Below are 15,488 nucleotides of genomic sequence, written 5' to 3'. Positions count from 1 at the left end.
AGAAGCAGAAGAGGCTTCCGTCGTTTAGAATGCGGCGGAAGTAATTAATGGCCTTGTTCACACCTTTTTGTTAGCTCTTGCGGCATGTCGATCGGACTGAGCGAATTTTGGACCCGGTTGGTGCGAGAAGGCATCTTGGATGCGGCTGGGTGTAAAAAATTGGCGACGGAATTTGCTGAGGCCCACCAGGGGACGCCGCCCAAGGTCGCCAATGAATTGGCCGATTTTATGGTTGCTGGCGGCCATTTGACCCTTTTTCAAAGCCAGTGTTTGGCCGCCGACCCACAAGGGGATTTGAGGTTGGGGGCATTCAGGGTACGGTCCAACCAACCGCCGTCACCGATGACTCGTTGGATCGAGGTCGAACGAATTGAAGCCGCAAGTGGCGGGCAGTCAGCCGATGGGCCGTCAGTGATCGGGCAACGCGGTTTTTTATTGCGAACCACATCGGGAAATCCCTGGCTGGACCTTCACGCCAAGGTCGTGCAGCCATCGCTACAGCCGATAGAGATTGAGCCGATCGGAGAATATCTGGGCGTCTTCAGTGCACTTTCTGTCGGCGTTGTCGCTCACCCCGGCGGACTGCTGGCCGATCAGTTGCCGGAACGAGCTAAATCCAAGCAAGCTAAATCCAAGCAAGCTAAATCCAAGCAAGCCCAATCCAAGCAAGCCAGCGAGGGGAATCCGCGACGTGCGTGCGAGTATGGAATCGTCTTATCGGATGCTCTGTCAGCGATGCATGCCCAGCAATTGATTCATGGCGGTGTGCGAGCAGACCGAGTTTGGATCGGTATCGATGGCAATCCGATTTTGTTGCGAGATCCGGCCGGACCGCCTGTGACTGGGTTGGGCGACACCACCACTCAGTGGTTGGACACGGCTGTGGACGTGTCGCTGTATATCGCTCCCGAGTTAGCGGCGACGTCGCCCGAGGCATCTGCTTGCACCGGAGCAAGCGACATCTACAGTCTCGGCTGCCTGTTGTTTCGAATTGCGTCAGGGCGATTTCCATTTCAAGCGGATTCAGTGGCTGAAACCCTGCGGCAACATCAGACCGAAACGCCGCCAGAATTGACCGAAGCGCTCGCCAAGGGTGAAACGGGGGATCCGATTTACCGTGTCTTGGCCTACGCATTGGCGAAAGATCCGGCGTCACGCTTCCTCAGTGTTGATCAGTTGTCGGCGGCGCTGCGAGCGATCTTGCCATCGTTGGAAACTGAATCGATCGAAACTGAATCGATTGCTGCGGTTGAAGAGAAGCCCGCCGAAGCCATGCCAGTCAAAACGTCGAACGCTGCGACGCCTGCCCAACCCGAATCGCGAAAAACGACTTCGAAAAAGTCAGCAGCCACAAAGATAGCTCCTGTAAAGGCAGCTACAACAAATTCGTCGCCGCAGGTAAAGCAGCCGGCAACGAAGACAAAGGACTCGAGATCGCCGGTGGTGGCGTCTTCGATCATTCGCCCCAAGAAACCTGCGGCGCCAAAGACGACGCCATCGCCAGTCGCAGACGAGCCTGCAACCGAATCGGCGCAGGTCGCTGCTGCTTCGCCCGAGACGCTATCGGACTTGCCGAGCAACGAATCGTCGTCAAGCAATCAGTCAGTTGATGAGGCTAAGGTCGGCAGCGCGGATCAAGTGGGGACTTCGTCAACCGGCGCAGTGGCAGCGGACGCTTCGGATGCCCCACCAGCACCCGCTGACACGTCGACTTCCCGGACACTCCGGCGACGACGCAAGAAAACGAATCGAGCTCCGATTGTATTGACGGCACTTTCCGTGGTGGTTTTGGCATTGTTCATCGCCTTGCTGGTCACCGATCCGACGCAGCCGGTCGCAAAGCGAAAGCAACGGCCACCCATTCCGGCGGTGATTCCAGCGGTTTCCAATCAGACGATCCCTACGGCAACGAAACCTTCAGCTTCGGATTTGGCGGGTCAAAGTCCTAAAACAAAATCACCCGCAATCGGTCAAGCTGCGACCAACTCACGGGCTGACGATGTCGCCTATCAAGTGGTTGACGACGATGGGTTGCTGTACGCACCGCCTTTCCCAGCAGGCCAAGCACCGGCTCCGCTGGGATTGCTACCGCCCGGTCCGGCCGCGATCGTGTCGGCTCGCTTGGCGTCGATCCTTTCGTCACAGACTGGCAAGCCCATCCTCGATGCTCTCTCGCCAGAAGTGACGGAATTGATTGACGCGGTGGTGCTTCGATCCAAGGTTCCGGTGGATTGGATCAGTCGCTGTTCGGTCGGTCTGTTCCCCGGAAAAGACGGCCATCCCGAGTGGTCGCTCGCGATCGAATTGGTGCAGCCCCAACCGCTCGGCGAGCTCACCGATCGATGGCAAGTCGGAGCATCGAAGACACGTGAGGGGGACACCGTTTATGCGAGCGATGCCATGGATGCGGATGCGTTCTTTTTGCTGGCGAGCGAGATTGAAAGTGGAATGATTTCCCGTTACGCCGTTGGGCCGCTGGACCGGATCAGTGAAGTGGCATCGATCGAAGGTGAATCGATTCCACTCGCTCGATCACTGCGAACGCTGTGGAATGGAACTAGCGATGAGGCCGACTTGGTTGCACTGGTGACGCCTAACTTCTTGTTTGCCGATGGACGATCGATTTTGAATTCATCGGTTCCCGAGTTGGTTCCGTCGCTGCGGTCAGTGTTGATTCCAAACCTGTCTGCGATGCTGATCACGGCCGATGCCGATGACGGGTTGGTCTTTGGCGAGCTGCGTGTTACGCCCAATGGCGGAATTAGCGAAGCCTCGCTGATGCGTGACATCAAGGACGCGATTGATGCTTGGCCGAAATGGGCTGATCAGTTTGTCATTGATGCGTCGCCGGATCCATCTTGGCGACTTCTGGCGTCGCGGTTACCGACGATGATGCGATTCGTCTCGGGTCAATTTCGTTATGGTATTTCTGACAACGTAATCGTTGCCAACACCTACTTGCCCGCCAGCGCGGTGTCGCAGGTGAGTCTGGCGACTCTGTTGGCAGCCAACACAACCGCATCTGCGGCCGCTGCTACAACCAAAATGGCATCAGCAAAGCCATTGACGGTTGCAGAAATGTTGGACCGAAAGATGTCGGTATCGTTTGACCAAGAATCGCTAGAATTTGCAATCGACGTGATCGTTGCCGAGTTTGTACGCACTCTACCCGAAGGGTCAACGCTGCCGCCGGTTCGGATCATTGGCGGGGATCTACAGAAAATGGGGATCACCCAGAACCAGCAAATCCGCGGCTTTGCGAAGACGGACCTTTCGTTGCGGACGGTACTGACGGACCTGGTTGTGGGGGCCAATCCGGACAAAACGGCAACCGGCCCCGATGATCCGAAGCAGGCTTTGATTTGGGTTGTGGCCGACGATCCAGCGAACCCGGGAAAGCAAGAAATCTTAGTGACGACGCGTCAAGCAGCCGAGAATCAATTTGATCTGCCGGTAGAATTTCAGCCAAAATAGCCAATTTGGCAACATGAATCACCTGGGGAGGTCTGAAATCATGCGTTACCAGGTTTCAGCATGAAAGCGTCTTTAAGATTCCCGAGCCTCAATTACACTCTCAGGGGAAACGTCCTCCGCTTTTTATATTGTTGAAAGAGTCTGATCCATGCGCGTGATAGTGACCGGTTCGAGTGGTTTGATTGGGTCTGCCGCGGTTCGTCACTGGGACGCATTAGGCGACGAAGTCATTGGGATCGACAATGACATGCGGGCGACATTCTTTGGTCCGGACGGCAGCACGCGATGGAACCAGTCGCGGTTGGAAGCTGAAACGAACAATTTCCGCACAGTGTCGCTGGACATTCGCGACCGAGATGGGATCCTTGATCTGTTCAAGAACGAAAAGCCGGACCTAATCATCCACTGTGCCGCCCAACCGTCGCATGACAAAGCGGCCGATATTCCGTTTCTTGATTTCGAGGTCAACGCAAACGGGACCCTGAACTTGTTGGAAGCCACTCGGCAGTTTGCGCCCGAAGCGGCGTTTTGCCATATGAGTACGAACAAGGTCTATGGCGATGCACCGAACGAGTTGCCTCTGTCGGAGTTAGAAACCCGGTGGGAATATGCCGATAAAAAGGACTTTCATGGCATCGATGAATCGTGCCGAATCGACCAAACCATGCACTCGTTGTTTGGCGCGTCGAAGACTGCTGCTGACGTGCTGGCACAAGAGTATGGTAAGTACTTTGGATTAAAGACTGGCGTTTTCCGCGGCGGTTGCTTGACCGGTGCCAGCCATAGCGGTGTCGAACTGCACGGTTTTCTTAGTTATCTGGTTCACGTTGCCGTCGCCGGCAAGCCGTACACCATCTTCGGCTATAAGGGCAAGCAGGTTCGCGACCAGATCGAATGTAGCGACGTCGTTAAGGCGTTCGAAGCATTCGCCAAAAATCCGCGACCAGGTGAGGTCTACAACATTGGTGGTGGACGCGACAATGCGGCCAGCGTTTTGGAATGTATTGCGTTAATCGAAGAAATTGGCGGTTACAAAATCGACTTTAAGCTCGGTGATGACAACCGCAAAGGCGATCACATCTGCTACATCAGTGACCTACGCAAGCTAAAACGAGACTATCCCGAATGGGACATCCGTGTGTCGCTAAAAGATATTCTGGCGCAAATGATTGCGTCAGAAGAAGCTAAATTCGCTGCTAAGGCGTAGGTCCAGCCTCGTCTGCAATTGCCTACGAGATTCTTTGTGACCCCGTAAGCCGTTCGCGATCCGCAATTTCTGTGGCTTGTCAAATCGCCCGGTGAGTCTTTCGAACGTGGGAGACTCGTCCCCTTCTTTCGCTGCGGGTGATGCTCGCTGGCAAATCGGCTGTTTCCATCCGCGTCGCCGTGGTAACCCGGCCGGAAATGCGTCCGAGCACGCTGTTTCCACCAGACTTTGATCTGACGGTGCCCTTACCAACTCTGTTGCGAGTCAAATCGACAAAGGTGGGGGCCGCAGTTCGGGTTATTCGGACCATTCAGGTTAGCAGACCTGGAATCCTACGGAGGGGGGGGAATCTAGATTTAGCGACCAGACGCGTCACCAACTGCGTCCTAGCTTCTATTGGATACCCGACCGTGCCCCCTCACACGACAGCAAGACAGTACCGCGAAATGTTCGTCACCGACTTAATCCCGATCAGTGTTTCTACACTGCTGCCGACTGAGGTAGTGGGGTTGGATCTGTTCCGACAGGAAACGGAATCAGAGCATTGCAAGTTGTACCGTGCCGCCGACTATCCGCTGACCTTGGATGACTTATCGAGGCTAAAGCACCGTGGCGTGACGCGGTTGTTCATTAACAAAGCTTCGCGTTCGGTTTACCAATCATATTTACGCAAAGTAGCGACGACTTCGGGGCCTGATGCCTTCCCGCTGACTGCTCGAGTTGGCGCACTGAACGAAGTAGTGCGTGATGTTCTGGAATCGGCTTTTAAAAGAGACGATGTGACCGAGACCGTTAACGCGGCTGAAAAACTTGGTTCTCTGGCCACAGAACTTATCACTCAAGATGAGTTTACCGTTAGCGACTTGTTCCAAGTGCTTCACCACGATTACGCGACATTCACCCACTCGGCAAACGTTGCGTTCTATTCTGGGTTGCTAGCCAATGAACTTGGCTATTCAAAAGAGGACGTCGAGAAAATCACAACCGGCGGACTTCTTCACGATTTGGGCAAGCTGGAAATTGGTGAGCACATCTTGTGCAAACCTGGCAAATTGAATGATGATGAATTTCGGATAATTCGTTTGCATCCGACATTGGGATTTAAAAAGCTGGCACATCGTGATGACCTGAATGAAGGTCAGTTGATGATGGCCTATCAGCACCACGAACGACTCGATGGCAAGGGGTATCCCGTCGGATGCGTATCCGATGACATTCACCCGTGGGCGAAAATATGTGCTGTGGTCGACGTCTTTGAAGCGCTTACCAGTCAGCGTCCGTACCGAACACCAATGACGCGTAGCAAAGCAATTGCGCTGCTGCAGCGAGATAGCGGCACCCACTTTGATTCGGAGGTACTTGCATGTTGGAAATCGATTATCCAACGCAATTTGGCGAGTTGATCCAGTCAACGGACTGCGACATTGAGTTGCCAGTCGAGTGGACCGACTTTTTCGAGGAGCGTGGTGAGATTACGGCCTATGCCGAAGATGCTCGCAACAACCGGCGACTGCGAATTCGCACATACGGACTAATGTGGTTCGAACGAACACTGCCGTTCTGTAAACGATCGACCGATCCGGTCGTGGTTTACACGCGAGACTTTTCGCGAATCGGCGCTGGAATCTTGGTTCCCTTTCAAGTTTTTCCCGAAGAACAATTGCGATTGATTCTGCCGACCTTCTGGGTCCAGCTTCATGTCGTCCGAGCCCGACGTATCACCAGTAAGTGCTATGAAATCGGTACAAAGTTGATGGGACGACATGATCCAGGGCCGGAAGCATTTGATTTTCAAAACGCCTTTAATGCAGTGCAATAGCGTCGCGGCTTTCAATCACGAGAGGCTTTTTGCCGACGCTGATTCGACGTTGGGAACTGCGTTGAGCGAAGCGATCAGTTTGCTGGCGTCGAAGTCTTCGTGCGGTTGGCAATGATAGACAAGTTCTAAGGATCCACCGCGGCGGGCCGTTTCGGCACTGATCAGTACGTAGGATTCAGTCATCCGATCTAGTTCTGCTTCCCAGCCGCCAACGGTGTGCAAACCGACTCTGAGATTTAGCCGCCAGGTGTTTTTCTTGCTCGCCAATTTTTCGGTATTGGTCTTGTCGATACTGGGATTGAAAACGCCGAAGAGCCGAGTTGCCAGGGAGACCGTGATCAAGCCAATGCCGGATACCCAGTATTGGCCTGCGCCAACTGCCATGCCGACAACAACCGCGGCAAGAACGAAAGCGACGTCGCGAGTTTCGGGCACGGCCGTGCGAAATCGGACGATCGAGAGAGCACCAACCAGACTAAACGCACGAGCGATATTGTCGCCGATGATTTGAGTTGCCATCGCAATCAGGATGCTCATCAGGATCAGCGTCAGCGAGAGCGTATCGCGAGTTCCCGGAGGACGATTTCCGCGACCGATCATCGCGATGATCCATCCGCAAGCCCAGGCGGCGACCAAGCGAATCACGAGCGTCGAAATCGCGGGGTCAACATCCGTGGGCAAGCTATTGAGCCATTCAGGCATCCGCCGTTTCCTCGACCATGGCCTGGGATAGGATTCCCGCGTGAACATCCGTGATGACGAATCGAAGACGCGGGATGTTTGCAACTGCCGTTCGATATTTCGAAAAGCCGGTCGCGGGAATCGCAAAAGTCCGCAGCAACTCTTTGAAGAGGTGCGGCATCTGGTTGTGAAATTTCAATTCTAAAATCTCGTCGCTGGTGATTGCCATTCGTTTCGCATGATTCGCTACGTCCGAAGTCGATGCGACATTCCAGCCGTCAATTGGACTGGCTTGCAGTTGGCTGTCGATCGTCAATCGCAGGCTTTCGCCACCAAGTATGGACGTGCGTGCGAAACGGCGGTAGTGAACTTGAACGGTGGGTTGCAGTTGACGTTGGACGACCCGATCCGAAAACCAATCGCCGCACCAAGCGGTTTGGTCCGACAAATCGGTTAGTCGAGATTCCACTTCTTGTTCGCTAGTTGCCGTTCGATTTTTCTTGACCACGTTGGCTTTCTTACGTTTGGTTTCGACCCATAGCGTTGAATCGTCGCCGTAGCGACGGATGCGATGTTTCGCTTTGCCAAAATCGCTTGATCGATGGAAAATGTCCAACTCGGCGGTGTCCAGATACAGCGTGTTGACGTCGTAGCTGTCACCAAGTGCGTCGTTACAGTGTCCATCGACGCCAAGGTGTTCGCGTGCCCATTGGCGAACCTCAAGCGAGAGTTTGGCATCAAGCACGTATTTCAACTCGATGCGTTTGTCGTGGATTTGGTTGTCCGTCATTTTGTTTTCTCTAGCAAAAATTTACGACGTCCATCGGCAAATTCCTTCAAGTTCATGCTGCCGTGACCGCCACGAAATTGCTGGGTATGTTCGGCAGGGGCTTCGTCGGTCTTAGGTCGGGTTGCCGCGACAAACGCTTCATAGGTACCGAGCTTTCGCGTTTCAGTCTTGATCGCTTCGTCAATGAGCGCGGTCTGGGATTCGATGAACGGTCCAATGTTGTTCCAGTCGAGTGATGTTTCGGCAATCTTGCGAATGTTTGCAAGATACTTTTCACGGTACGCAGGCACAGCTAGCAATTTGCTGCGAAGCGGTTTGCTGGCGTCGTCGAGTCCGATCAGTGGATCGAGTTCCAATGGCGAGGAAGCGGCGATGCTGCGAGCACGATCGCCGAAGTTTTCACGTCCTCGTTCTTCACGTCCTCGTTCTTCACGTCCTCGTTCTTCACGACCTCGATCTTCACGACCTCGATCGCCAGGTCGTCGTTCATCAGGCCGTCTTTCGCCGAGCCCACGACTACCTGGTTCACCGCGTCCATCTGGACCACCGCGAAAACCTCCGCCTGGGCCACCAGGTCCACCGGGACCGCCCGGGCCACCACCTGCACCACGAAACGCCTCGTTCATATCGTGGGCGATGAAGTGAAACTTGTCGTTTTCGTCCAAGAAGATGTTGAAGTCGCTGGCGCGGACCCAATATCCATCGGAGTTTATCAGTGCGTTGTCGAGTGCCAAGAACCACAGCAACTCGTCGACATCGGCAATCGGTTCGAGTGCCGCAGGCAATGCGTCGGGCGGTGTTTGATCCAGCACGCGACAGAATTCGATCATTTTAGCCGTCGCCTTCTTTCCGCCTGACTTTTGTTCGTAGGGATGCCCATACTTGTCGGGATCTTCACCGCGATAGTCCATTCCACCACCGCCACGAGGTGAGCCGCTGACTTTCCATCTTGCCCCTTCGTCGGACTGGTAGTTCTCTTTCAAGAATTCTTTGTTGAACTGTTGCACGTTTGAGTAGACGCCCCAGTTCTCGCCATTGATGACGACACGAACAAAGTTCGCTTTCATGACCGGCATATACTGGCTAGCGATGTGCGAATACAAAACGCTGCTCATCATCGACTCGTCGCTTGACCCGTTAAGCAAGTTCAGCGTCTTGTATCCGAGCAAACGTTGGTCCTTGTCCGCCATGTCCATCGAGACATTGAGTGACCGTTTGTATCCCGCGGGGACCATGCCGTAGGACGACGCACCCCGGAAGTGAATTCCGACGTTAGGGTACGTATTGCCGTCAACGGTCAGAGTTGCAGCGACATCGATATCGCTGCCGTGAAAGGCTTCGAGTTCTTTCTCCCATTCGGGATTGTCGAAGTCGATGAAGATGGTTCGTAGGACGCTGGTGTCATAGAGGTCGGCTTGCAAAGGTTTGACAGACGATTTTTCGACCTTCATGCCTTCGGTTGCTTCGGGGCGACCACGTCCCATTCCCGGAGGTCCACCGCCACCTGGGCCTCCGCCACCTGGGCCTCCGCGACCTGGCCCACCAAATCTACCGCGGTCGGGGTTGTTAGGTCCCTCGCCGTCACGCGCTGGTCGATCACCATCGGGTGGGGCAAAACCTTTTCCGCCCCGTCCGCTACCAGGCCCTCCGCCGGGTCCGCCGAAACCTCGCTGCGGCGCAGGGTTTTCATTCAAGTACGCGAGTGCTTGTTTTCGTTCGTCGACTTGAAGCCAGCCATTTTTGTCAGCATCGAATTGCTCCAGCAGTTCACGGTCAGGCCCTCCCGGCGGTCCCCCGGGGCCTCCTGGCCCAAATCCCGGCGGCCCAAATCCTGGCGGGCCAAACTCCGGTGGCTGAGCTCCAACAGTCAAAAGCAGTGCAAAACACAAAGGAACAAGACTCGCGAAGATCTTTGTCCGAGTGGAGAATGACCGCTGAAACATGTGGGAAACTCTGGGTGCAATGGTGATCGAAACAGAGTGCCAATGGCTCTCTCTGATTCAATGGTTGCCAGCAAGATCGTAATCCGCCGCAGAGAAACGCCAGAATGCAGAGAAAAAGAACGCGGGGGAATTTTGCGCGATCGTTCTCGCAAGTTCGCTGAACGCAGCAGCAAAAATATCAGGACTTAGAGGCCCCGTGGCGACGCAATTTGTTCTGCGCAATGAAGAAGGAGCGAAGGCTCAGACGAGCCGCGTCGCATCGATAGGAAACGTTGCTCGATAGGAACGTTGCGATGCGGTGTGCATGCCGGTTCCCGAATCCTCGCTGGCTTCACGCCAGCCTTAGATCGACTGAATCCACCAACTGACTTTTTTGCTGAACTCCATCACCTCACATCCAACAATTCGTTCAAAGTCCTTGATGCGATCGGCGCGTGGGTAGTCGCGGAACGCTGGACGTGACGCAGTCGTGTTTAATAGATTCGCAAACTTTGGGCTTTCTCGTTCGGCAAGGTAGAACATCATTGCCCAAGCGACGTGATAGGCTTCGCTGACTTGATTTGGGTTTTCAAACATTGTGTTGTCACTGATCAGTTGCATCACCGATTGAGCGAACCGGTGGTCGTCGCGACCACTGTAAGTTTGTTTGATGAATCCGACACTCTCTTGGTTGATGCGATCGTTCAAGCGAGTTGACGAACGTGCGTTGGTCATTCCGGCTGGTTCGAACATCTGACCGATACCTTCGCTGATCCAGCGAGGCGTTTCGGACAGGCGGCTGTGGACGCCCGAGTTGTAGGCGGATTGGTGTGCCGCTTCGTGCCGCACGGTCGCCGCTGTTTGTTCTCGGTTGCCGCCTTCATGAGTCATCACTCGATTGCTTTCGCCCGAGTACAGCCCGGCGACTCGTCTGACCTCGATATCGAGCTTGTTGAACTCGCGGTACATCGCGTTTTCATCCGGCAGCACGATTGCAACCATCGGGAACCGTCCTTCTCGCACGTTGACACCCCGCTTGGTCATGTAGTCGGTGAAGCCGCGGTGCGATTGCTCGAACAGGGTCGGCCAACGGTTGCCGCGGCCTTCGGGCTGGACGACGAGGAAGTTCTTGGTGGCGAGCACTTCAAAGCCATGCCGGAATTCGGCTCGCAGCTCGTTGCGAAGTTCGGTCACACTGATCGGTTCGTAGGGTTGGTTGGTTTGACGAATCTGCGAGGACGAAGATTTGGGGTTGAGCGAATGCATCCAGCCATCGCGGCCTAGGATCACCGTTTCGTGAGCCAGTTTCAGGAGCGGCAATCCCATTTGCGTTTTCCCGAGTGCTGAGAATTCAACCATCGCGGGCGATTGGGCCGTGGCACAGTTGCGCCCGGTCAATGTGGCCAGGAGCAGCACAGTGGTCGTTATCAAGGTTGATAGGCGAGCGGGAATCATCAAGCAATCCAGGAAGAATGTCGTAACGCAGAATGGCCGAACGAGATCGGTGGCGGATTGCTGTGCAATGTCGAGTTCAGCACGTTGTCCAGCAACGATAAAACGCGGCCAGACAGACTTGCCACATCGAAGGCTAGGTTAGAATTACGATCGCCCCCCGACCGTCCCTGCCCGATGACACGCAAATCACGTTTTTCGTTTGGACGAACGCGAAGGAATATTCGAATGATGCGGAATGTAACGACGAAGCGACTGAACGGGAGACTTCGCACGATACGAGGACTTGTGGTTGCGGCATCGCTGTTGGCTGGTCCGTCAGTGGTTAGTTCGGCGGTCATTGCCTACGGTCAGGAAGTTGCCGGTCAGCAAGCCGTTGACTTGAAGTCCGATGTGCTGCAGTGGGTCGATGAACTGGATGCCGATAGTTTGTCAAAACGCAAAGCAGCTGAGCGGGCTCTTATCGATGCGGGGCCAGCGGCGCTGGAGTTTCTTCCGAAATCGAAGCCGGGAATCTCAATTGAGGCGGTCGAGCGGCTTTCGCGAGTTCGTAAAACCTTGATGCAACAGCGGACGGAAAGTGAAACGGAATCCGATGCCATTCGCGTGATGCTTGATGATGTCTCGACGCTGGGTGATGCCTTGGAAGCGATCAGCCGGGACAGCGGTGTCGAGTTTGATCACGACGCCGATGTTTCGCTGGCAATCGATCCTGTCGCTACCCCGCTTTCATTCTGGCACGCGGTCGACCTTGTGCTTGACCAGGCGAACCTAGACATCAACTTCTATGCCGGTGACGAATCGACACTGAAATTAGTGTCTCGCGATCCCGAGCGACCGTCGCGAGTCGATTCGGCAGCTTACGCTGGTGTTTACCGAATCGAACCAACGGCGGTGACGTCGCGGCGCAGCTTGAACAATCCGACGCTTTCGGGGCTAAACATCAGCATCGAGATTGCCTGGCAACCGCGAGTAACACCGATTGGATTGACGCTGCCGATTGCTCAGTTGTCGGGCGAACTTGATGACGGCGAAAAGCTAAAGCCACAAGAATCGGGCGAGACCATTGATGTGGCGACGAACAGCGACATCGCATTCAGCGAGTTCTTTTTGCCAATGCAGTTGCCAGCCGGGCAACCAGGCAAAATTGAATCGCTGTCCGGCTTGATTCGGGCGTTATTACCGGGGAAAAAGCAAACGTTCGAGATGCCGCTTTCGAATGTAGGCGAAAAGACGCTGATTGATTCGATGACCGTGGAAATTGAATCGCTGCGTCCCAACGGGCCGCTGCATGAAGTGCGCGTTGGCATTGAATTGAAAGACGCTGATCGATCGCTGGAAAGTCACCGTCACTGGATTTTCGAGAACGAGGTTCACGTGCTTCGCAAAGATGGATCGCGGGCCGACCACTTGGGTTACGAGGTCTATCGACAGACGGCCGCCGGTGTCGGGATTGGATATTTGTTCGATCTTGGCGATACCGCTGGCGAATCGAAATTGATTTATCGTTCGCCTACCGCGGTGGTTCCGAGCGAAGTTTCGTTTGTGATTCAGGACATCTTGCTGCCATGAAAATACAGAGTTTCCTGCTTGCCGCCGCTGTTTGCGTTTCACTGGCGGGCGAAACGGTTGCTCAAGACACTGCCCAGCAGATTGTCGGGGGCGTTGCCAAAGACGACATCGAGCCAGGTGACCCTTACGCTGCGGTGCAAGGCGAGGCGATTTACGTGGGCGAGATCAATTTGGTTTTGACTCAGCGGATCAGTGCACGTGATCTTGTCCGCGTGGGTGAAGACGTCAAACGTGCAACGGCGCTGTTGTTGGTTCGTCGGCACCTGGCGATGAACGCACTGATGAAGTTAGGCGGTAAATCGTTGGCAGATAGCCTCGATCGACGAGTCCAGAGTTATTCCAGCGAAGCCAAGCAGCGTGGAACAAGTATCGACGAACTGGCCAAGGCACGGCAATCGACGAGCGAGGCCATGATCGCCGACATTCGTTGGTCGTCGGCGTGGGCACAGTATTTGAAAAGCAAAATGACGCCCGATAATCTGCAGCGTTATTTCGAGGCTCACCGTGACGAGTACGGCGGCGGTCAGTTCCAAGACTTGGCTGACCAGTCAAAGCTTCGCCGCGATGCGGCCGATGCTTTGTTTGAGAATTTGGTTGCCAGCGAATCGGAAACCAAGGTGACTTGGTTTGTCGATTCGTTGCACCAACAGGATCGCTAATTGCCGCTGGTCACTAAGGCAGAATCGTGTTGCCTTTTTGATCTCCGTCGATGCGTTCTTTGTACATTTCGGAAATGTCGGTTGGCAGACGCGGGCGTCCCTTCATCGGTTCCGGTGGGAAGTCGTCGCCGCGGACTGCGGATCCCAAGGGAGTCGTCAGCGTATCGTCGATCGCCTTCAAGTAGCTTTGCAGCTTCCAAGCCGGGATGACTGTGATGCCCAGTTCGTTGGCTTGATCCTTCACACGAGCGATCGCCCGAAGTGCGGCTTCGTTGCGAGGGTCGTCTGAAGCTGTTTCGGATAATTCAGGGTCTTTGCCGATCACCATGAATCGAACGCTAGCGTCAAGCTTGCCAGTGACCGAACCCGATGGGGATACTTCGGCGGCAACTTCGGCGCCTGCTGCTTTGATTTGTCCTTTGATCGCATCGTTGTCGGGGCGACCGTCGCCGTCGATATCGATTTCACCGGCAAGTGCAATCTTGACGCGGCGTCCAGGTGCCCAGAATGGCGAATAGACTTTGTCGCCTGGGATGATGGGGTTCTTGATTTCAGGAGTCGCAATCACGCGTGCCAGCGCTAAGTGAGGCCCTTGGATCTGGGTAATCTGAATGGTTGCTTTGACTTTGGCGTCCTTCAATCGAATGTCGTCAGCGTCAATGACGCCAAAGGTCACGTTGGGACGCAGCGCGTCGGCCGAACCCAAGTTGATCGTGCAGACATTCCCACCTCGAACGACGTATCGAACTTCGCCCTGGGTGGTTTCGAACTGGTCGTTGCGAAGCCGATTGAGTTGAGTCTTTTGCGTGTCGATTGTTCCGAGCAGACGTTCGTTGTCATCCGTTAGCTTCTTGGCTTCGGCCCCAGCACGTGAGCGGAACTTGCCAAAGTCTTGAACAGTTTCGTTGAGTTTGTCTCGAGTGTTTTCTTTTTCCAGGTTCATGCGAGCGCGGTCTTCGTCGAATGCGACTTCGAGGGTGGCAGCCTTTTTGTTGGCTTCGTCTGCCTTTTGCTCGGCCAATTGCTTCGAGTTCTGCGCGATCGCGATTTCGGCTTCCGCATCGGTGCGAATTTTGGTCGCTTCGCCGCGAGCGTTAGCGTACTGCTCGTTTCGGTCGCGAATAGCGTTAACCAAGTACTCGGGCAGTCGAGGGTAGCTGCGATCTTGTGGTTCGACTTCGCTGCCGAAGTACGACATGTCTTTGATGTACTGTTCTTCGATCGCTTGCATGACGGGATCGTCCGAAGCGCTCTCTCGCATCTTGTCGATCTGGTCCTGGGTGAACTGCTCTTGCCCGAGCATGGCTTTGAACCGACTGATTTGGTTCTCCATGTTCTGGTTGGTCGAGGAGATCGTCTGCATCCTGGCATTGGTCGTTTCGGCCTCTTGGGCCAGAAAATTACCACTGCGCCAAAAGAAGAAGTTCAGTGCCACCGAGAGCACCAAGAAGATCATGCAGGCAATCAAGCTGCCTCGGATAACGGAATCGTCGCGAGCCACCATAGTCGTTTCGTGCGTTTTGGAAGCGAAAGAAGCGGGGAAGAGTTGGGTGCGGTGATCGGAAAACTTTCGAGCCGCCACTACACCCTATTTAATCGATACGTTTATTCTACCGCCCGAAGAACATAATTAGGGTTTGAGTTGCTCAATTGGAGCTCATTTGGCGATTCTGGTCCCCTAAACCGCGCGATCATGCCGAGATCGCCGGTTGACCGACCCCTGGAAAGGTCTTTGGCGGACGCCGATACGGACCGATTTCGGTCGGTCTGGCCCCAGTTTGGTCCGTCGTTAGCCCGAATCCGGGGCGGTTTGGGGGACGTTTAGGAATCGTACGGCGATCATTTTCGGATTTCATTCTCCCTCTAGGAGAGTCGGACGCCGTCGTGGCCGGAGAGGGTTTTGCATTCGGCC

General features: G+C 54.8%; 11 protein-coding genes. 6 read left to right on the top strand and 5 right to left on the bottom strand.

What is annotated here, in order from left to right:
• Window positions 1–84: 84 nt before the first annotated feature.
• The 4 genes from Poly59_RS08865 to Poly59_RS08850 all read left to right on the top strand — a co-directional run bounded on the left by Poly59_RS08865 (window position 85) and on the right by Poly59_RS08850 (window position 6,500).
• Window positions 85–3,474, top strand: coding sequence for a serine/threonine protein kinase (locus Poly59_RS08865; protein WP_146533721.1), 3,390 nt, complete (start codon window positions 85–87; stop codon window positions 3,472–3,474).
• Window positions 3,475–3,622: 148 nt separating this feature from the next.
• Entirely contained in the window at window positions 3,623–4,681 is a 1,059-nt protein-coding gene (locus Poly59_RS08860; RefSeq protein ID WP_146533720.1) for an NAD-dependent epimerase/dehydratase family protein, read from the top strand.
• A 410-nt stretch (window positions 4,682–5,091) separates the two neighbouring features.
• Entirely contained in the window at window positions 5,092–6,084 is a 993-nt protein-coding gene (locus Poly59_RS08855) for an HD-GYP domain-containing protein (protein ID WP_315852571.1), read from the top strand.
• Complete coding sequence (locus tag Poly59_RS08850) at window positions 6,045–6,500, top strand: hypothetical protein (RefSeq protein ID WP_246151500.1); 456 nt, start codon at window positions 6,045–6,047, stop codon at window positions 6,498–6,500. Before Poly59_RS08855 ends, Poly59_RS08850 begins: the two co-directional genes overlap by 40 nt.
• A gap of 15 nt (window positions 6,501–6,515) precedes the next feature.
• On the opposite strand, the gene Poly59_RS08845 is transcribed toward Poly59_RS08850, so the two are convergent.
• From Poly59_RS08845 to Poly59_RS08830, 4 genes are all read right to left on the bottom strand, one after another.
• Window positions 6,516–7,202, bottom strand: a complete 687-nt coding sequence (locus tag Poly59_RS08845) for a DUF4956 domain-containing protein (protein WP_146533719.1) — start codon at window positions 7,200–7,202, stop codon at window positions 6,516–6,518.
• A complete protein-coding gene (locus tag Poly59_RS08840; protein ID WP_146533718.1) occupies window positions 7,195–7,971 on the bottom strand; it encodes a polyphosphate polymerase domain-containing protein in 777 nt (258 codons plus the stop codon). The genes Poly59_RS08845 and Poly59_RS08840 overlap by 8 nt, the downstream gene beginning before the upstream one ends.
• Complete coding sequence (locus Poly59_RS08835) at window positions 7,968–9,842, bottom strand: CotH kinase family protein (RefSeq protein WP_246151499.1); 1,875 nt, start codon at window positions 9,840–9,842, stop codon at window positions 7,968–7,970. The genes Poly59_RS08840 and Poly59_RS08835 overlap by 4 nt, the downstream gene beginning before the upstream one ends.
• 414 nt (window positions 9,843–10,256) lie before the next feature.
• On the bottom strand, window positions 10,257–11,219 hold the full coding sequence (locus Poly59_RS08830) for a DUF1570 domain-containing protein (RefSeq protein WP_186776107.1): 963 nt from the start codon (window positions 11,217–11,219) through the stop codon (window positions 10,257–10,259).
• A gap of 354 nt (window positions 11,220–11,573) precedes the next feature.
• Here Poly59_RS08830 and Poly59_RS08825 point away from each other — a divergent pair, with 354 nt between their 5' ends.
• Both Poly59_RS08825 and Poly59_RS08820 read left to right on the top strand, forming a co-directional pair.
• Window positions 11,574–12,917 carry a hypothetical protein gene (locus Poly59_RS08825; RefSeq protein WP_246151498.1) on the top strand — a complete coding sequence of 448 codons (1,344 nt, stop codon included), beginning with the start codon at window positions 11,574–11,576 and terminating at the stop codon, window positions 12,915–12,917.
• Complete coding sequence (locus Poly59_RS08820; protein WP_146533715.1) at window positions 12,914–13,576, top strand: hypothetical protein; 663 nt, start codon at window positions 12,914–12,916, stop codon at window positions 13,574–13,576. Before Poly59_RS08825 ends, Poly59_RS08820 begins: the two co-directional genes overlap by 4 nt.
• 13 nt (window positions 13,577–13,589) lie before the next feature.
• Here the strand turns inward: Poly59_RS08820 and Poly59_RS08815 are convergent, their stop codons facing one another.
• Entirely contained in the window at window positions 13,590–15,080 is a 1,491-nt protein-coding gene (locus tag Poly59_RS08815) for a hypothetical protein (RefSeq protein WP_146533714.1), read from the bottom strand.
• Between the last annotated feature and the right edge of the window lie 408 nt (window positions 15,081–15,488).

The organism is Rubripirellula reticaptiva (assembly GCF_007860175.1).
GTDB lineage: Bacteria > Planctomycetota > Planctomycetia > Pirellulales > Pirellulaceae > Rubripirellula > Rubripirellula reticaptiva.
The sequence above is the reverse complement of the archived record's forward strand: the minus strand, read 5'-3'. Positions and strand labels throughout refer to the sequence as shown.